Source organism: Streptomyces sp. NPDC059851, assembly GCF_042732005.1.
Classification (GTDB): Bacteria; Actinomycetota; Actinomycetes; order Streptomycetales; family Streptomycetaceae; genus Streptomyces.
The window spans coordinates 14,916-33,550 of record NZ_JBHWJJ010000093.1 but is presented as its reverse complement, the minus strand read 5'-3'; the positions used below and the strand labels follow the sequence as shown (position 1 = coordinate 33,550).

15 protein-coding genes are annotated in these 18,635 nt (G+C 70.4%); 3 read left to right on the top strand and 12 right to left on the bottom strand.

Annotated features, from left to right (window positions below):
* From ACFV7Q_RS26825 to rfbB, 8 genes are all read right to left on the bottom strand, one after another.
* The coding region (locus tag ACFV7Q_RS26825) for an N-acetylmuramoyl-L-alanine amidase (RefSeq protein WP_385432032.1) at positions 1-1,926 on the bottom strand (1,926 nt) is incomplete at its 3' end.
* A gap of 110 nt (positions 1,927-2,036) precedes the next feature.
* On the bottom strand, positions 2,037-3,965 hold the full coding sequence (locus tag ACFV7Q_RS26820) for a hypothetical protein (protein WP_385432031.1): 1,929 nt from the start codon (positions 3,963-3,965) through the stop codon (positions 2,037-2,039).
* 75 nt (positions 3,966-4,040) lie between these two features.
* On the bottom strand, positions 4,041-4,946 hold the full coding sequence (locus ACFV7Q_RS26815; RefSeq protein WP_385432029.1) for a glycosyltransferase family 2 protein: 906 nt from the start codon (positions 4,944-4,946) through the stop codon (positions 4,041-4,043).
* A 5-nt stretch (positions 4,947-4,951) separates the two neighbouring features.
* Positions 4,952-5,377 (bottom strand): DUF2304 domain-containing protein, encoded by a 426-nt coding sequence (locus ACFV7Q_RS26810; RefSeq protein ID WP_385432027.1) that lies wholly within the window; start codon positions 5,375-5,377, stop codon positions 4,952-4,954.
* Positions 5,377-6,063 carry a glycosyltransferase family 2 protein gene (locus tag ACFV7Q_RS26805; protein ID WP_385432026.1) on the bottom strand — a complete coding sequence of 229 codons (687 nt, stop codon included), beginning with the start codon at positions 6,061-6,063 and terminating at the stop codon, positions 5,377-5,379. Before ACFV7Q_RS26805 ends, ACFV7Q_RS26810 begins: the two co-directional genes overlap by 1 nt.
* Before the next feature lie 68 nt (positions 6,064-6,131).
* On the bottom strand, positions 6,132-7,463 hold the full coding sequence (locus ACFV7Q_RS26800; RefSeq protein WP_385432024.1) for a lipopolysaccharide biosynthesis protein: 1,332 nt from the start codon (positions 7,461-7,463) through the stop codon (positions 6,132-6,134).
* Positions 7,460-8,416 carry a dTDP-4-dehydrorhamnose reductase gene (rfbD, locus tag ACFV7Q_RS26795; protein WP_385432022.1) on the bottom strand — a complete coding sequence of 319 codons (957 nt, stop codon included), beginning with the start codon at positions 8,414-8,416 and terminating at the stop codon, positions 7,460-7,462. The genes ACFV7Q_RS26800 and rfbD overlap by 4 nt, the downstream gene beginning before the upstream one ends.
* On the bottom strand, positions 8,413-9,390 hold the full coding sequence (gene rfbB, locus ACFV7Q_RS26790; protein WP_385432021.1) for a dTDP-glucose 4,6-dehydratase: 978 nt from the start codon (positions 9,388-9,390) through the stop codon (positions 8,413-8,415). The genes rfbD and rfbB overlap by 4 nt, the downstream gene beginning before the upstream one ends.
* An 83-nt stretch (positions 9,391-9,473) precedes the next feature.
* Here rfbB and rfbA point away from each other — a divergent pair, with 83 nt between their 5' ends.
* The gene (rfbA, locus tag ACFV7Q_RS26785; RefSeq protein WP_385432019.1) at positions 9,474-10,349 is read left to right on the top strand and encodes a glucose-1-phosphate thymidylyltransferase RfbA; all 876 of its coding nucleotides are present in this window, start codon (positions 9,474-9,476) and stop codon (positions 10,347-10,349) included.
* Positions 10,346-10,945, top strand: a complete 600-nt coding sequence (gene rfbC / locus ACFV7Q_RS26780; RefSeq protein WP_385432017.1) for a dTDP-4-dehydrorhamnose 3,5-epimerase — start codon at positions 10,346-10,348, stop codon at positions 10,943-10,945. Before rfbA ends, rfbC begins: the two co-directional genes overlap by 4 nt.
* A 232-nt stretch (positions 10,946-11,177) precedes the next feature.
* Here rfbC and tuf read toward each other — a convergent pair whose 3' ends face one another.
* The 4 genes from tuf to rpsL form a co-directional block, all read right to left on the bottom strand.
* On the bottom strand, positions 11,178-12,371 hold the full coding sequence (gene tuf, locus ACFV7Q_RS26775) for an elongation factor Tu (RefSeq protein WP_179173457.1): 1,194 nt from the start codon (positions 12,369-12,371) through the stop codon (positions 11,178-11,180).
* A 151-nt stretch (positions 12,372-12,522) separates the two neighbouring features.
* Positions 12,523-14,652, bottom strand: coding sequence for an elongation factor G (fusA, locus tag ACFV7Q_RS26770; protein ID WP_385432015.1), 2,130 nt, complete (start codon positions 14,650-14,652; stop codon positions 12,523-12,525).
* 39 nt (positions 14,653-14,691) lie between these two features.
* On the bottom strand, positions 14,692-15,162 hold the full coding sequence (gene rpsG, locus ACFV7Q_RS26765; RefSeq protein WP_114053724.1) for a 30S ribosomal protein S7: 471 nt from the start codon (positions 15,160-15,162) through the stop codon (positions 14,692-14,694).
* 2 nt (positions 15,163-15,164) lie between these two features.
* On the bottom strand, positions 15,165-15,536 hold the full coding sequence (rpsL, locus tag ACFV7Q_RS26760; RefSeq protein ID WP_007265893.1) for a 30S ribosomal protein S12: 372 nt from the start codon (positions 15,534-15,536) through the stop codon (positions 15,165-15,167).
* 426 nt (positions 15,537-15,962) lie between these two features.
* Here rpsL and ACFV7Q_RS26755 point away from each other — a divergent pair, with 426 nt between their 5' ends.
* The gene (locus tag ACFV7Q_RS26755; RefSeq protein WP_385432014.1) at positions 15,963-18,452 is read left to right on the top strand and encodes a YfhO family protein; all 2,490 of its coding nucleotides are present in this window, start codon (positions 15,963-15,965) and stop codon (positions 18,450-18,452) included.
* The last annotated feature ends 183 nt before the right edge of the window (positions 18,453-18,635 follow it).

The window sequence follows — 18,635 nt, the reverse complement described above, 5'->3', positions numbered from 1 at the left end:
GACGCCGAGGCCCTCACGGGTGTCCATCAGCCGCTTCGGACCGATGTTGAAGTGCGAGGAACCCGCCGCACCCTCCGCGAAGTACCCCGTGATGTCAGCGATCAGGTCCACGCGGCCCGAGTTGTTGTAGAAGTTCACCTTCCCGTCCACCACCGGGACGACCACCAGGTTCGGGATCGTGCGGCCGGCCGTGAAGTTCAGGTTCGAGGCGCTCGTCCGGGTCGTACCGCTCGGGTACACCGCGACGAAGCTCGCCTCGGTCGGGTTGGTCGCCGTCACGTTCAGCACCACGGAGGTGACGCCGGTCGCCGGGACGCCGGAGACGCCCGCCACCGGCAGGGTGACCACGCCGCCCGGGCCCACCTGCGCCTTCGGGACGCCGAGGCCCTCACGGGTGTCCATCAGCCGCTTCGGGGTGACCGGCACGAACGTCGCCGGCTGGACCTCCGCGACGACGCTGACCGGGAGCGAGGTGGAGGTGGCGCCGTTGACGGCCGTGGCCCGGACCTCGACCTGGTGGCTGCCGAGGGGCAGCACGGTGCCCGCCGCACGGGCGGTGCCCGGCACCGTCGCGACCGGGGCGCCGTCGACCAGCAGCTCGAACCGATCGAGTTTGTCGCTGGGCGTGCTGGTGGTCCACTGCAGGGACAGCGGGCCCGAGGTCTGGTGGACCGTGCCCGGCTGGGCCGCCTTGCCGTTCACGGTGGCGACCTTCAGCTGCGCCGCGGGGCCGGAGGTGCGGATGGCGTCGAGCTGCGCGTACAGCGCGTCGCCCGGGCACTGGGTGTTGAAGCCGTCGCGGTGCCCGGAGAGCGCCTTGAAGGAGTACGTCTGGCCCTGGGTGTAGGAGGCACCGAAGAAGTTGGTCTGCGTGGCGCCCGCGGTCAGCGTGGCGGTGCCGTTCATGTCGCCGTCGTACTGGCCGTGCTTGTACGCGGCGATGCGGGAGATCGCGGTCTGGGCGGCCTGCGGGATCCCGGCGGTGCTGTGGTCGCCGAGGACGGCGATGCCCGCCGACTCGGAGTTCCAGCCGTAGGTGTGCGCGCCGAGGACGGGCTGGTCGACGCCGCCCTGCCGGCCCTCGAAGATCGTGCCGCACTTGTCGACGAGGAAGTTGTAGCCGAGGTCGCGCCACCCGTTGGTCTTCACGTGGTAGACGTGGATGCCCTGCACGATGGCCGCGGACTGGGTGCAGTCGTAGGGCTGGGCGTCGGCGGTGTGGTGGACGAAGACCGCCTTGACCTTCCCGCCGGGGAGGTAGACGGGGCCCTCGTCGTTCAGCGACTCGTCGGCGCCCCATTCGACACGGGAGACCACGGTCGGCTTGGGCGCGGTGGAGGCCGGCCCCGGGTCCGCGGCCGTGGCGGAGAAGGCCGCCGGCTCGGCGTTCAGCGTGCCGTTCTGCTGGGCCGCGCTGCCCTTGCCGCCCGGGTCCACCAGGTTCAGCTCCAGGCCCGCGGGGAGCGCACCGCCGCCCTTGACCCGTACCTCGGCCCCGTCGGAGGCGCCGACCCAGACCGGCTCCGTGGCGCCCTTGGCGCCGGGGCGCGGCCCGTCCATGCCGGGCTTCAGCGGCTCCAGCTTGATCCAGCGCGACCACTTGCCGCTCCGGGCGTCGCGGGCCCGGGCCTCGATGGTGCCCTTGACCTCGGCCTTCGGGTCCGTCCACGACACGCCCAGCAGGCCGAACGGCTGGGTGTCCTGCTGGGCGAGCACGGCCTCGCCGGCGCCCTTGTTCCTCAGGGCGAGCCGGTGCAGCTCGCTCTCGGCCCGCCCCTTGGCCTTGGCCTTGGAGCTGTACGCCGATGCCGCCCCGGTCCCGCCGGCGGGCGCCGACTCGGCCCCCGCCGTCGCCTGGATGCCCAGGACCACGACGCCACCCAGCGCAGCCGCCAGGGCCGTCCCCCGTACACGATTCAGTTTCACGTTCGCCTTCCCACCCCTAAGGCAAGTCCGCCTCGGTGATACTCACGTCTGTCGCGGCGGATGCTACGGGCAGGCACTGACAGCCGGGCCCGCAGGGTGGCACGGCTTCCCTATTGCTTCGGCTTGTCCTGCTCGGCCTTGTTCTGCTGCTGCGTCCGGTTCATGTACTTCTCGAACTCGGCCTGCCGGTCCCGCTCGATGTCCATCCTGGAACGCACGTTCTTGGGGGCCTTCAGCCCGCAGACGGCGGGCCAGTCGTCGGCGACGATGCCGGCGCACCAGATGAAGTCCTGGATCGGGCCGGGCTTCCAGTCGTCCTTCTCGATGGCGTCGCACTTCTTGGTGGGCGAGAACCGCGGGCAGCTGCCGTCCCGCTTCTGGATCGTGTGGGCGCGGTACGCGTCGATGCCCATCGAGTCGACGTCCGCCGAGGGCATGTACCGGTTGACCGACCAGGACGTCCCCATGGCCGCGAACAGGGCGAGCACGCACACCATGCCGGCGGCGAACTGCCGGACCACGCGCAGCGGGATGACCCGGGCGGCCCCCGCCCCGTCCGCGGCGCCGGCGCGGGCGGCGCGCAGGGTGCGCTCGATCCACCCGGATCCCCGGTGCACGACGGCCATCATGCCGAACACGGCCAGGATCATCAGGCAGTACATGATGATCCAGGTGGTGCGCGGGAAGAGCTGTACGGCCTTGTCGTGGGCCATGTGCGAGGCGAACCAGAACCGGGCGAACCACGCGCCCGCCAGGACGGCCCCCGCGGTGCGGACCATGACGTGGCGCAGGCCGAGGCCGAGGCCGAGGCCCACCCCGAACAGCAGGAGCAGGGCGAACCCGCTCTGGCCGGCCATCTCGCCGGCCACCGGCCAGGTCTGGTAGGTGAGGGTCCCGGACCGGTCCGAGACCCAGCCGAGGACGTAGCCCGGGTCGGCGTAGACGGACAGGAAGGCGTAGCGGTCGGGGTTCTCCGCGCCCAGCCGGAGCATCTGGTACAGCAGCGGGGCGCCGACGATGCCGGCCGTCAAAACGGTGGTCCCGACGAACAGGCCGGCCCTCTTGCAGACCGCGGTGCCCTCGCGCCAGGGGAACAGGAACAGCGCGAGCACGGCCGCGCCCGGGGCGGCCCAGACGTACCAACCGGAGTACCACAGGAACAGCGCGCCGAAGATCACGCCGGCGGCGGCGCCGCGCAGCAGCAGCTGCTGCAGGCCGAGCCGGCCGGCCCGGCGCATGTGGCGCAGCCAGTAGCCGAGCAGCGGCAGCAGCACGATCATGACGACGTGGCTGTACGGCCGGATCGGGTCGAGGAAGAGGACGGCGGCGGGGACGGCGATGAGCAGCGCCCAGAACGGCCGCAGCAGCAGCCGCCAGGAGAGGTACGCCATCGGGCCGGCCACGGCGGTGAAGAAGATCTGGAGGTCGTGCAGGGCGAAGCCGGTCTCGCCGCGGCCGTGGTAACGGATCTTCGCCCAGAGGGCCATGAGGGCCGGGAAGGCGGGCGGGTAGATGCCCGACATCCCCTCGTCGTGCAGGAACGAGTTGGCCATGTCGATCAGGACGCCCGGGTCGCCCTCCTGCCCGCCGAGCGGGTGGGGCGTGCCGCGCAGGGCAACGACGACGCCGCCCGCGATCACCCCGGTGGCGAGGCCCGCCAGGGCCGCGCAGACCAACCGCTTGACGATCCGGTGGCGGCGGGCCGCCCCCCGGTAGGCGGTGTACAGCAGTAGTGCGAGCAGCGGCAGGCCGATGAGGGCCGCGTACTTCTGGAGCGCCGCCAAGCCGCTGACCTGGCCGAGACGGACGGTGGGATTGACGCTGATGTGGCGGCTGAGCAGCATGAAGCCGATGGCCGCCGCCAGGCAGACGGCGACCTCCGCGGCGGCGTGCGCCCAGCGTCGCGAGATCCATGCGCGCCGGCGCCCCGCGGCGGACTCGGTCGTCCCGCCGGCCGTGGTCCCGGCGCCGGAGGCGGCACCGGGACGGGCGTCTGTCGTACCGGGCTCACCGACTACCTCGGGGGCCAGGTGTGTCATGTCCATCCAAATCGGTCGCGGTTGCGGCACCGCGGCCGCAGGACCCCGCGGCCGCGGTCTGTCGTGAACGCCTGGTCAGTCGGCTCGCTGACCGGAGGTGAAGGCGTGCCGGGCGAGCGTGCGCAGCCCCTCGCGGTTCCCGCGGCGCAACGCGCCGGGCAGCATGGTGATCGCGTGGAAGCGGGAGGCGCTGTGGAACCGGGCCGCCTTGGCGGCCTTGGGCCAGCCGCGGGCGTCCATGCGGTCGGCCACGGCGTTGAAGTACCGCTCGGCCTCCGTGAAGCGGGTGCCGGAGAACGCCTGGACGGAGGACTCGCTGACCGCGTGGCGGCGGTAGCTGAAGACGGTCTCCGTCTCGTCGATCACCATCTGCTCGCCCGCTTCGAGCAGGTCGACCACCAGGGCCAGGTCCTGGATCACCGAGTACTCGTCACGGAAGTTGACCTTGCGCAGCGCGTCGCCGCGCCAGCAGATCGACGGGAAGTACAGCCAGTTGCCGCGCAGCACGCTGGTGGCCAGCTCCTCGCCGCCCATCAGCCGCCGACCCTTGACCTGCGGGGCGTACAGCCGCCGCTTGGTCTGGTCGGCGAGCCCGTACGACACCTTGCCCTCGCCGTCGATCACCTCGACGCCGGGCTGGACCATGCCGATGCCCGGGTTGGCCTCGACGATCCGGCGGACGGTCTCCAGGTAGTGCGGGTGCAGCAGGTCGTCGCAGCCCATGATGACGACGTGGTCCGCCTCGGAGAGGTAGACGCACTTCTGGAAGTTCTTGGTGATGCCGAGGTTCTGCTCGTTGCGCAGGTACGTGACCCGCGGGTCGCGGAGCGACTCGAACCAACCCGGGACGTCCGGCTCCTTGCCGTCGTCGATCACGACGAGGCGGAAGTCCGGGTCCGTCTGGGCCAGGACGCTGCGGACGGCGTCCTGCATCAGCTGCACGTCCCCGTAGTAGGGGAGCATGAAGTCGAAGGTCACCACGGGTGTCAGGCCTTCACGGTCTCGGAGTCGGCAGTGGTCTTCGCCCCGGCCCCGTCCTCGGCGCCGGCGGTGCCGCCACCGAGGCGCTCCTCGTTGTGCCGGGTGCCCTCGCTCAGGGCCACCGTCCGGGCGAGGTCGGTGATCTTCTTCTCCAGCGAGCGGAAGCGCAGGAAGGTGTTGAGCGTCAGGAAGCCCATCGCCAGCACCATCACGTACAGCACCAGGTCGGTGCCGCGGCCGACACCGAGGGCGTGCGCGACCCAGGTGACGTCGCCCGGGCGGAGCACCGCGTACACGTTGACGACGACGAACACCGAGAACGCGATGCGCTTCCAGGCACGGTTCTTCGCCTGGCCCCAGGTGCGTATGAAGATCAGGGCCATCGACAGCGAGCCGGCAATGAGCAGCAGCTGAATCCAGAAGTACTTCATCAGCGGCCACGCTCCCGCATAGTGATGTCGAAGACGATGTTGACGCCGTTGATCAGGGACTGGCCCTTGGCGCGCGAGTACTCGGTGTAGAGGATGTTCACCGGGACCTCGGCGACGCGCAGGTCCGAGGCGGCCAGGAAGCCGACGATCTCGGACGCGTGCGCCATGCCGTTCATGGTGATGTCGAGCTGCTCGGCCGCCTTGCGGCTGAGCACGCGCAGCCCGTTGTGCGCGTCGGTGAGCTTGAGCTTGCGGGCGGTGGGGCTGACGGCGGCGGCCGTGCGGAGCACGACCCGCTTGATCCACGGCACCTGGCCGTTCTGCTCGATGAAACGGGAGCCGAGCACCACGTCCGCCTCGTCGGCGCGCAGGACGGCGACCATCTTCTCGACGTCCGCGGTCTGGTGCTGGCCGTCCGCGTCGAACGTCGCGAAGTACTTGGCACCGGGCTGGGCCAGCGCGTACTTCAGGCCCGTCTGGAGGGCCGCGCCCTGACCGAGGTTGACCGGGTGGCGCACCAGGTGGGCGCCGGTGGTCGCGATGTGCGCCGCGGAGTCGTCGGAGCTGCCGTCGTCGACGACGACTATGTTCGGGAAGGTGGTTCGCGCTCCCTCGACGACGCCGGCGATCACCTGGCCCTCGTTATAGGCCGGTATGACCAGCCAGACATCGTCGTATTGGGACACGGTAGCTCCAGCGGAAAGTGGCACGTGCACGTGCTCGGTGATCGGTGAGACATCGGAGGCCAGCATGGTCACTCCCTGACCGCCCCGGCGACCGGCGCGCCCTCGGCGCCCTGGTCCCCGGGTCCTTCGGCCACGCCCGGGTCCGCCCCGGGGAACCTCAGCCTCAGCACCGTCAGCATACCGAGCACGGTGGCGAGGGAGCCGAGAGCGTAGGCGAGGATGACGCGCAGGGCCACGTCGCCCGGCGCGAAAGTGACGCCGGCCAGGACGGCGGTGCCGACGGCCCAGCACAACAGCTGCAGGTTGTGCCGCTTGAATACCATCAGCGCCTGTCCCAGCACCATCGCGAACATGTACGCCACGGTGCCGACGGACAACAGGAAGAAGTCGAAGCTCCCCAGGACCGGTTCGGCCCCGAACAGCACCTCGATCAGCCAGGGGCCGAGCGCGGTGGCGGGCACGCCGCCGAGCAGCCCGAGCAGCCCGACGACCACGCCGATCCGGCGCAGCATCGCCGAGAACGCCGCCCGGTCGCCCGCCGTGTAGGCGGCCGTCAGCCCGCCCAGCAGCGAGGCCTGGAGGGAGCCGAAGACGAACAGCGGCACCCGGGCCAGGACGAGCGCGCTCAGCAGCGCGGCGATGAGCGCGCTGTCGGTGGGGGCGAGCAGCTTGGTGCTCATCACCGCGGCGTTGACGACCACCTGGGACAGCAGCGTCGAGCAGATCAGCAGCCCCAGCCCGCCGGTCAGTTCCCGCCAGGCGATGGGCTCGCCGGGCCCCACCGCGCGCAGCAGCGCCGGCAGCGTGGCCAGCACGGCGACGACCGGGGCGACGGCCAGCACCAGGCTGAAGGCGAGCGCGGAGTCCAGCCCGGCGAGGGCGCAGCCGAAGGCCAGGGCGATCCGCAGCCCGCCGTCCAGGGCGAGTTGGAGTCCGTACGCGCCGAACCGGCCGAGGCCGGCCAGGACCCCGCGGGTCAGGTAGCAGACGGCCATGCCGGTGAAGGCCCCGGCGAGCGCGACGACGAGGCTGCGGTCGCCGCGGAAGAGGAGGTCCGCGATCGGGCCGGCGCCGAGGGCCAGCACGAGCAGGGTCGCGCCGAGCATCGCGGAGGTCATCACGGTCGCCCGGCGCAGCACGGGGGCGGCGCCCCCACCGAGGACCGCGCGGGCGGCGACGATCCGGGTGAGCTCCTGCTCCACGGGGAAGAACACGCCGATGCCGACCGACATGACGATCGTCCACAGGACGGAGACGTTCGCCATCTCCTCGGTGGACAGGCTGTGCCCGGCCACACCGAGGTGGACGTACGAGGCCGCACCCAGCACGACAGTGCCGCCGGCCACCGCGACGGTGCCCGGCGGCAGCGCCGCGGTGAGCCTGCTCAGCAGGGATTTCATCCCGTACTTCCGTTCCGGGCCGACGCCGCGTCGGCCAGCGCGCTGAACACCGGTGTCGCCAGCGCCTCGGCCAGCTGCTCGCGCCAGTCGGCGAGCGGGGCCAGCCCCGCTCCGGCCCACCGGTCGTGCCCGAGCACGCTGAACGCCGGGCGCACGGCCGGGCGTACGAACGCGGCGGACGTCGTCGGGCGGATCCGCTCCGGGTCCAGCCCGCTCAGCCGGTAGCTCTCGCGGGCCAGGCCGAACCAGGTGGTGCGGCCGCTCGCCGTGCCGTGGTACACGCCGCCCGGGGCGCGGCCGGCCAGCGCGGCCAGGCCGAGCTCGACGAGCCGGCGCGCGAGCGCGTACGACCAGGTCGGCTGCCCGTGCTGGTCGTCGACCACGTCGAGGGTGTCGCGCTGGGCGGCCAGCTTCAGCATGGTCGCGACGAAGTTCGGGCCGTGCTCGCCGTACAGCCACGCGGTGCGGACCACGTAGCCGTCCTGCGGCAGGAGTTCGGCGACGGCCCGCTCGCCGGCCAGCTTGCTGCGGCCGTACGCGTTGACGGGGCCGGTGGCGGTGTCCTCGCGGTACGGCTCGGAGGCGTCCCCGGGCAGCACGTAGTCGGTGGAGACGTGCAGCAGGCGGGTACCGGCGTCGGCGCACGCCGCGGCGAGCACCCGCACACCGGTGCCGTTGACGGCGGTGGCGGCCTCCTCGGCCGTCTCCGCTCCGTCCACGTCGGTCCAGGCGGCGCAGTTCACCACCACGGCGGCGCCCTCGACGGCGGCGCGGACGGCTGCGGCGTCGGTGATGTCGAGGTCGGCGCGGCTCAGGCCGGAGGCCTCGATCCCGGCGTCCGCCAGGACGGCCAGGACGTCCCGGCCGAGCATGCCCGCGGCGCCGGTGACGAGCCAGCGTCCGCCGGCGGCAGGAGTGGTGCGGGCGTCGGCGTTCGTGTCGGGCGCGGTCACTTCTGCAGCGCTGCCTTGTCCTTCAGCGGCTCCCACCAGGCGCGGTTCTCGCGGTACCAGGCGATGGTCTGCGCGATGCCGTCCTCGAAGCGGACCTGCGGGGCGTAGCCCAGCTCGGCGTTGATCTTGCTGATGTCGATGGAGTAGCGCAGGTCGTGGCCCTTGCGGTCCTCGACGTGCTCGACCATGTCCCAGCCGAGGCCCGCGGCCTCCAGCAGCACGCCGGTGAGCTCCTTGTTGGTGAGCTCGGTGCCGCCGCCGATGTTGTAGACCTCGCCGCCGCGGCCCTTGCGCATGGCCAGGTCGATGCCGCGGCAGTGGTCGGAGACGTGCAGCCAGTCGCGGACGTTGCCGCCGTTCCCGTACAGCGGGACCTTCTTGCCGTCCATCAGGTTGGTGACGAACAGCGGGATGACCTTCTCCGGGAACTGGTAGTGCCCGTAGTTGTTGGAGCAGCGGGTCACCACGACGTCCATGCCGTGGGTCCGCGCGTACGCCAGCGCCAGCAGGTCGGAGGAGGCCTTCGAGGCGGAGTACGGGGAGTTGGGCACCAGCGGCCACTCCTCGGTCCAGGAGCCCTCGTTGATGGAGCCGTACACCTCGTCGGTGGAGATGTGGACGAAGCGGCCCACGCCGTGCTTGCGCGCGGAGTCCAGCAGGACCTGCGTACCGACGACGTTCGTCATGACGAACGGGCCGGCGCCGGCGATGGAGCGGTCCACGTGCGACTCGGCGGCGAAGTGCACGACGACGTCATGGCCGGGCATGACCGCGTCGACGGCCTCGGCATCGCAGATGTCGCCCTTGACGAACTTGTAACCGGAGTGGCCGGCGATCGGGTCGAGGTTGGCTTCGACACCGGAGTAGGTGAGCTTGTCGAACACCGTGATCTGGGCCGATGCGTCCGCGCCGAGCTGCTGCCGGACAAATTCTGAACCGATGAAGCCGGCGCCGCCGGTCACAAGAATGCGCATAGTACGGAGAGTCTAGTCGCTCGTACTACCACCCCACCGGCCCGGAGCCCTTCGTTCCGGTTGCTCTCGCATACTGTGGTGCCATGCGTGGAATTCTCTTGGCCGGCGGCACCGGATCCCGACTCTGGCCGCTGACCCGGGCAGTCTCGAAGCAGCTGCTCCCCGTCTTCGACAAGCCGATGATCTACTATCCGCTCTCCACCCTGGTCATGGCCGGAATCAGTGAGATTCTCGTCATCACCACGCCGGAGGACCGTCCCCAGTTCGAGCGACTGCTCGGTGACGGATCCCAGTTCGGCCTGCGGCTGGAGTACGCGGTCCAGGAGCGTCCCGAGGGCATCGCCCAGGCGTTCGTCCTCGGCGCCGACTTCATCGGCGACGAGTCCGTGGCCCTGATCCTGGGTGACAACATCTTCCACGGCAGCGGCCTCGGCACCCGTCTGGCAGAGCACACCGACTCCAAGGGCGGCAGGGTCTTCGCGTACCCGGTCGCGGACCCGACGGCGTACGGCGTCGTCGAGTTCGACGAGAACGGCCAGGCCATCTCCATCGAGGAGAAGCCGGCCCAGCCGAAGTCCCGGTACGCGGTGCCGGGGCTGTACTTCTACGACAACCGCGTCGTAGGGATAGCCCGCGACCTCGAGCCCAGCGCCCGCGGCGAGCTGGAGATCACCGCCGTCAACGACGCCTACCTCCAGGCCGGCGAGCTCAACGTCACCATCCTCGACCGCGGGACCGCCTGGCTGGACACCGGCACCTTCGTCTCGATGGTCCAGGCCTCCGAGTTCGTCCGCGTCATCGAGGAGCGCCAGGGCTTCAAGATCGGCTGCATCGAAGAAGCCTCCTGGCGGGCCGGCCTGATCGACGACGCGCAGCTGCGCGAGCTGGCCCAGCCGCTGCTGAAGAGCGGCTACGGCCAGTACCTGCTGGGCCTGCTCGACGAGGAGCCCGCGAAGTGAAGTTCCGCGAACTCTCCATCGAGGGCGTCTACGAGATCACCCCTCAGCTGCACGGCGACCCGCGCGGCCTGTTCACCGAGTGGTACCGCTTCGACAAGCTGTCCGAGCTCGTCGGGCACCCGCTGAAGCTGGCGCAGGCCAACCTGTCGGTCTCCTCCCGCGGCGTGGTCCGCGGCGTCCACTTCGCCGACGTGCCGCCCGGCCAGGCCAAGTACGTGACCTGCGTGCGCGGCGCCGTGCTCGACGTCATCGTGGACCTGCGGGTCGGCTCCCCGACCTTCGGCCGCTGGGAGGGCGTCCGCCTCGACGACGTGGACCGTCGCGCGGTCTACATCCCCGAGGGCATGGGCCACGGCTTCTGCGCGCTGACGGACGACGCGACGCTTTCCTACCTGTGTTCGGAGCTGTACAACCCGACCGGCGAGCACTCGGTTCACCCGCTCGACCCGGACCTGGGCATCGAATGGCCGGCGGAGGTCCCGCTGCTGTCCGCCCGCGACGAGGCCGCCCCCTCGCTGGCGCAGGCCGTCGAGACGGGCCTGCTGCCCGACTACGCCGCCTGCAAGCAGTTCACGGAGTCCCTCCGCGTGAACTGACGGCACCGGCCGCCGCAGCCCCTACGGACGCACGAGGGCCGCACCCCGCGACGGGGTGCGGCCCTTCTCCGTGGCGCCGCCCCGACCGTCGTACGGCACGGGCACGGGCACGGGCACGGGTGGCCGGACACGACCGAGGGCCCCTCCCCCGCCGCCGAAGCGGTGGGGAAGGGGCCCTCGTGCCGAACACGGAGTCCGCTCGCGCGGACGACCGGGTCAGAGCGTGAAGGACTTACTTCACGATCTTGGTGACCTGGCCGGCGCCCACGGTGCGACCACCCTCACGGATGGCGAACTTCAGGCCCTCCTCCATGGCGACCGGCTGGATCAGCTGGACGGACATCTCGGTGTTGTCGCCCGGCATGACCATCTCGGTGCCCTGCGGCAGGGTCACAACGCCCGTCACGTCCGTGGTACGGAAGTAGAACTGCGGACGGTAGTTGTTGAAGAACGGCGTGTGGCGGCCACCCTCGTCCTTGGACAGGATGTAGGCCTGGGCCTCGAACTCGGTGTGCGGGGTGACCGAGCCCGGCTTGATGATGACCTGGCCGCGCTCGACGTCCTCGCGCTTGATGCCGCGGAGCAGCAGACCGACGTTCTCACCGGCCTGGCCCTCGTCGAGCAGCTTGCGGAACATCTCGATGCCGGTGACCGTGGTGGTGGTCTTCTCGTTCTTGATGCCGATGATGTCGACGGTCTCGTTGACCTTCAGGACACCACGCTCGATACGACCGGTGACGACGGTGCCACGACCGGTGATCGTGAAGACGTCCTCGACGGGCATCAGGAACGGCTTCTCGGTGTCACGCGGCGGGGTCGGGATCGACTCGTCCACGGCGGCCATCAGGCCGAGGAGCTTCTCGCCCCACTCCTTGTCGCCCTCGAGCGCCTTCAGCGCCGAGACGCGGACGACCGGCAGGTCGTCGCCCGGGAACTCGTACTCGGAGAGGAGCTCACGCACCTCGAGCTCGACGAGCTCCAGGATCTCCTCGTCGTCCACCATGTCGGCCTTGTTCAGGGCGACGACGATGTACGGAACGCCGACCTGGCGGGCCAGGAGCACGTGCTCCTTGGTCTGCGGCATCGGGCCGTCGGTGGCGGCGACCACGAGGATGGCGCCGTCCATCTGCGCGGCACCGGTGATCATGTTCTTGATGTAGTCCGCGTGACCCGGGCAGTCGACGTGGGCGTAGTGACGCGCCTCGGTCTGGTACTCGACGTGCGCGATGGAGATGGTGATACCGCGCTGGCGCTCCTCAGGAGCCTTGTCGATCTGGTCGAAGGCCGAGGCCTCGTTCAGGTCCGGGTACGCGTCGTGCAGCACCTTGGTAATGGCGGCCGTGAGGGTCGTCTTACCGTGGTCAATGTGACCGATGGTGCCGATGTTGACGTGCGGCTTAGTCCGCTCGAACTTCGCCTTCGCCACGGGGGTCCTCCTGGAGAGTGGTTCTGTACGCCTTACTCATCGGCGCCAGGTGATCTTTGCTGGAAAGCCGGTCCCCGGGGCAACAGGTTTTTTGATTTCCCCGTTGCCCCAGAGGTTCCGGTGACAAGCCTAAAGCGTGTGCTCGGGAGAGTTACTCGCCCTTGGCCTTCGCGATGATCTCCTCGGCGACGTTCCGCGGAACCTCGGCGTAGGAGTCGAACTGCATCGAGTAGCTGGCGCGACCCGAGGTCTTGCTGCGGAGGTCTCCGACGTAGCCGAACATCTCCGACAGCGGCACGAGGCCCTTCACGACGCGGGCGCCGTGACGCTCCTCCATGGCCTGGATCTGGCCACGGCGGGAGTTGATGTCGCCGATGACATCGCCCATGTAGTCCTCGGGCGTGGTGACCTCAACGGCCATCATCGGCTCGAGGAGCACGGGGGACGCCTTGCGCGCGGCCTCCTTGAAGGCCTGCGAACCGGCGATCTTGAACGCGAGCTCGGAGGAGTCGACCTCGTGGAAGGCACCGTCGAGAAGCGTGACGCGGACGCCCGTCATCTCGTAGCCGGCCAGGATGCCGAACTGCATGGCCTCCTGCGCACCCGCGTCGACCGAGGGGATGTACTCCTTCGGCACGCGGCCACCGGTGACCTTGTTCACGAACTCGTACGCCGGACCCTCGGCGTCCGTGATCGGCTCGATCGCGATCTGCACCTTGGCGAACTGACCGGTACCACCGGTCTGCTTCTTGTGCGTGTAGTCGTGGCGCTCGACCGACTTGCGGATGGTCTCGCGGTACGCGACCTGCGGCTTGCCGACGTTGGCCTCGACCTTGAACTCGCGCTTCATACGGTCGACCAGCACCTCGAGGTGCAGCTCGCCCATACCGCCGAGGATGGTCTGGCCCGTCTCCTCGTCCGAGTGAACGTGGAAGGAGGGGTCCTCCTCCGCGAGACGCTGGATGGCGACACCCAGCTTCTCCTGGTCACCCTTGGACTTGGGCTCGATGGCGACCTGGATGACCGGGGCCGGGAAGTCCATGGACTCCAGGATGACCGGGGCCTTGTCGTCGCACAGCGTCTCACCGGTGGTGGTCTGCTTCAGGCCCATCACGGCGACGATGTCGCCGGCGCCCACCGAGTCGATCTCCTCACGCTTGTTCGCGTGCATGCGGTAGATCTTGCCGATGCGCTCCTTCTTGCCCTTGACGGAGTTCAGCACCGCGGTGCCGGCCTCCAGGCGGCCCGAGTAAACCCGGACGAAGGTGAGCTTGCCGAGGTGCGGGTCGCTCATGATCTTGAAGGCGAGCGCGGCGAGGGGCTCCTCGTCCGACGGCTTGCGCTTCACGACGGTCTCGGCGTCCTTGACGTCGTGACCCTCGATGGCCTCGATGTCGAGCGGCGACGGCAGGTAGCGGACGACCGCGTCGAGCAGGGGCTGGACACCCTTGTTCTTGAACGCCGTACCGCAGAACACCGCGGTGATCGTGGAACCCTCACCCTTGCCGGAGCCCAGGATGATGCGGCGCACGGCGGCGTGCAGCTGCTCCTCGGTCGGCTCCTCGCCGTTGAGGAAGAGCTCCATGATCTCGTCGTCGTTCTCGGCGACGGTCTCGACCAGCTTGCCGCGCCACTCTTCAGCGGCCTCGGTGTGCGTGTCGGGGATGTCGACGACGTCGTACATCTCGCCCTTGGTCGCCTCGGCGGACCAGACCAGCGCCTTCATGCGGACCAGGTCGACAACGCCCTGGAAGTCCGCCTCGGCACCGATCGGGAGCTGCATGACGATCGGAACCGCACCCAGGCGGTCCTTGATCATGTCGACGCAGCGGTGGAACTCGGCGCCGGTGCGGTCGAGCTTGTTGACGAAGCAGATGCGCGGCACGCCGTAACGGTCGGCCTGACGCCACACCGTCTCGGACTGCGGCTCCACACCGGCGACACCGTCGAACACGGTGACGGCACCGTCGAGGACGCGGAGCGAACGCTCCACCTCGACCGTGAAGTCCACGTGACCCGGGGTGTCGATGATGTTGATGGTGTGGTCGACGTCCTCGAGCGGCCAGTGGCAGGTCGTCGCGGCAGACGTGATCGTGATGCCGCGCTCCTGCTCCTGCTCCATCCAGTCCATCGTGGCAGCGCCGTCGTGGACCTCACCGATCTTGTAGGAGACACCGGTGTAGAACAGGATGCGCTCGGTGGTGGTCGTCTTGCCCGCGTCGATGTGGGCCATGATGCCGATGTTGCGCACCTTGGCCAGGTCAAGCGAAGTGGTAGCCATAAGGCTTCAGTCTTCTCTCGGTCTCGATGTGGGTTGCGACTACCAGCGGTAGTGCGCGAAGGCCTTGTTGGACTCGGCCATCTTGTGCGTGTCCTCACGCTTCTTCACGGCCGCACCAAGGCCGTTCGACGCGTCGAGGAGCTCGTTCATGAGGCGCTCGGTCATGGTCTTCTCGCGACGGGCGCGGGAGTAGCCCACGAGCCAGCGCAGCGCCAGGGTCGACTGGCGACCCGGCTTGACCTCGACCGGAACCTGGTAGGTCGCGCCACCGACACGGCGGGACTTGACCTCGAGCGACGGCTTGACGTTCTCCAGCGCGCGCTTCAGCGTGATGACCGGGTCGTTGCCCGTCTTCTCGCGGAGGCCTTCCATGGCGCCGTAGACGATGCGCTCGGCGGTGGAGCGCTTGCCGTTCAGCAGGATCTTGTTGATCAGGGAGGTGACAAGAGGAGACTGGTAGACCGGGTCGATGATGACCGGGCGCTTCGGGGCGGGGCCCTTACGAGGCATTCTTACTTCTCCTTCTTGGCGCCGTAGCGGCTGCGGGCCTGCTTGCGGTTCTTGACAGCCTGGGTGTCAAGCGCACCGCGGATGATCTTGTAACGAACACCCGGCAGGTCCTTCACACGGCCACCACGCACGAGCACGATGGAGTGCTCCTGCAGGTTGTGTCCCTCACCCGGAATGTAAGCGGTGACCTCGATGCCGGAGGTCAGACGCACACGCGCGACCTTGCGGAGCGCCGAGTTCGGCTTCTTCGGGGTGGTCGTGAACACACGCGTGCAGACGCCACGACGCTGGGGCGAAGCCTCAAGCGCGGGCGTCTTCGTCTTCTCGACCTTGTCCTGCCGGCCCTTACGGACCAGCTGCTGGATCGTAGGCACTACTTCTCCGGTTTCTGTGTGCCGTGTAGTAAAGCTAACCTGGAACTTCTGCCCGACCCACGCGGTCGGGTGTGTCGGATCCGGTAAGCCTTCCCGCAAGCGGGAAAGGGCGTGTGGATCTCGGTGGCCGGTGCGGCTCGCGTGCGGTTGATGGACACGCACGGGAGCCCAGGCACACCCCAGGCACAAGGTCTGAGCGTACCCACCGCATCCACTCCGGTCAAAACAAAGGCCTCGCCGCGACGGCCGCGACATGCCCGCCGGTCATGTGCCCCTTGGGTCCCGGCCGCCCAGGACGCCCCGGCCCTCCGGATGTGGTATGAGCCGTCGACGACGGCCGTCCACGGCGACCGGGCCGCCCCCTCCCGGCCACTAAAATGCGTCAGCGATTCAGCCCAAACGGCACCACCACCAGGGAGCGGGACATTGCGGACGGTCACCCCGGAGTCGACGGCCGCGGAGGGCCCGGTCCTCTCCGATCCCGGTCCCGCGCGCCGCCGGCGGATGCCGCGGCCCGAGCGCCTGTACGCGCCGCTGCTCGCCTTCCTCGTCACCGCCGGCGCGTTCTGCGCGGCTTGGGCGGCCCGCGGCACCTTCCCCTTCGGCAACACCGGCCGGGCCATCAACGACCAGGCCAACCAGTACGTGCCCTTCCACCGCGGGCTGTGGGACCTGGTCCACGGGCAGGCCGCGGGTGACGTCCTCTTCAGCTGGCGGGGCGGATTCGGACAGCAGTTCCTGTCCGACTACTACACCTACCTCGGCAACCCCTTCTCCTGGCTGGCCGTCATCGTCCCGCGGGCCCACGTCGACCTGGCCGTCTTCCTGGTCACCCCGGTCACGATGGGCACCGCCGCCGCCGTGATGGCCGTCTACCTCGGTCGCCTGCACCCCGGGCCGTGGTGGCAGCGCGGGGTCCTCGGTGCCTGCTACGGGCTGTGCGGCTGGGCGCTGAGCGACGCCTCGTACATCCCCATGTGGCTGTGGGGCCTGGTGGCGTTCCCCCTGCTGGGCATCGCCGTCGAGTGGTGCCTCCAGGAGCGCCGCTGGACCGGCGCCGCCCTGCTCGTCGCGCTCGCCTGGTTCGGCAACTTCTACACCGCGATGATGGCCACGATGGCCGCCTGCGTGCTGCTCGCCGTCCGCGCGGCCACGCTCGACCTGACCGGCCGGCAGCGGGTGCGTGCCCTGTGGCGGGCCTCGACCGCCGCCGCGACGGGCATCCTGCTCACCCTGCCGCTGCTCCTGCCGTCCTTCCTGTCCAGCGGCGCCGCGCAGCCGACGGGGGCCGCGGCCTTCGACCCGGTGCGGATCGAGGTCTTCCTGTCCGGGATGCTTCCGGCCACCCACCTGTGGGGCGGGCGGCCGCGGCTGTACGTGGCCTCGCTGGGCCTGGTCCTGGCCGGGTCCTTCCTGTTCAACGCGGCCGTCGCCCGCAGGACCCGCCTGGTGTGGGCGGCGGCGACGCTGCTCGTCCTCGCCTCCTTCCAGTTCCCGCCCACCCAGTACCTGTGGCACGGCCTCGCGGTGCCGAACGGCAACCCGTACCGGGAGGCCTTCGTCTTCAGCGGGATGGTCGTGGTCCTGGCCTGGCTGTCCCTGGCCCACCGGCCGCGGCCCCTCCACCTCGTCGCGGCGGCGGGCCTGCTGGTCGCCGCCGCCTTCCTGCTCCGGCACACCGACGACTTCGGCGGCTGGACCTGGCGGGCCGTCATCGGCGGCGGCGTGGTCTCCCTCCTGGCCCTGGTCCTGCTGGCGCAGGGCGACCGGCGGCGCTTCCTGGTCCCGGTGGCCGCCGTGCTCATGGTCGGCGTGGTCCTCGCCGAGTCCACCGCCGCAGCCGCCAGCGCCGACGCCCGCCGCTCCCGTGAGCGCTGGGCCAAGCCGATCCCCACGTCGAACAGCTCGATCGGCGCGCACCACGAAGCCGTCCGCGAGGTGAACGGCTGGCCCCGCTACCGGACCGACTCGGGCGCGCCGCAGACCTCGTACAACGACGCCCTGGCGCTCGGGGCGGAGGGCCCGCAGTACTACAGCAGCTATCTGCCGCAGGTCACGTACGAGGCGCTGGAGCCCCTCGGCTACGGCTTCAAGAACGACGGCCGGACCTTCTTCGGCGCCGACAACCCGGTCCTCGACGCGATCTTCGCGATCGGCGCCCGCGTCAGCCCCGGCCCGGCGAAGGACACCTGGACCGCGACCCGCTTCCCGGCTCCCCCGCTGGTCACGGTCCGCAGCGGCCCCTTCACCTCCCCCAACCCGGCCGGCAGCGTCTACGCCCGGCAGGAGAACGTCCTCGGCGCGGCCGTGTACCAGGTCCCGCGCGCGGTCCGGGGCGGCACGGCCACCGAGCAGACGTACACCGCACGGTGCACCCCCGGCTCCGAGGCGTACTGGTTCTCCCCCGACCTGTACGGCACCCTCACCCGGGACGGCGCACAGCGGCCGCTGGAGGACCAGGTGACGGGTGTCGTGAAGCTGGGCCCGGTCCCGGCGGACGGCACGGTCGCCGTGACGGTGCACACCCGGACCGAGGACGCCACCGCCGGGGACCACCCGATCGGCTGCCTGGACCGCGCCGGGCTGGACGACGCCGTCCGCGGCCTCACCCGAACGGGTGCCGTCGACGTCCGGACGGGCGGCCACGACATCCGCGCCACCCTGCCGGCGGGCACCACCGGTACGGCGGTCTTCGCCATGACCGCCGTCCCCGGCTGGCAGTGCACGGCGGACGCGAAGCCGGTGGCCCCGACTCCCTTCCACGGCCTGCTCGCCCTGCCCGTCCCCCCGGGCACGACGAAGCTCGCCTGCACCTTCACCCCGAAGGGGCTCACCCCGGGCCTGGCCGGCGCGGCCCTGTCCCTGCTGGCCCTGACCGGCGTCACCCTCGCCGGCCGCCGCCGACGCCGCGCCTGAGGCCCGGGCCGCTCCCGGCTCGGCGGCCGGTCCCGGGCCACCGGCCGGGAGCGCTCGACCCCGCCCGTACGACCGCCGGCCCGCCGGCCCGTCGGCCCGTCGGCCCGTCGGCCCGTCCGTCCGTACGTACGAGGAAGTCCCCCACACCCCCACCTACGTAACGAGGAAGCCCCCCGCCGCTCC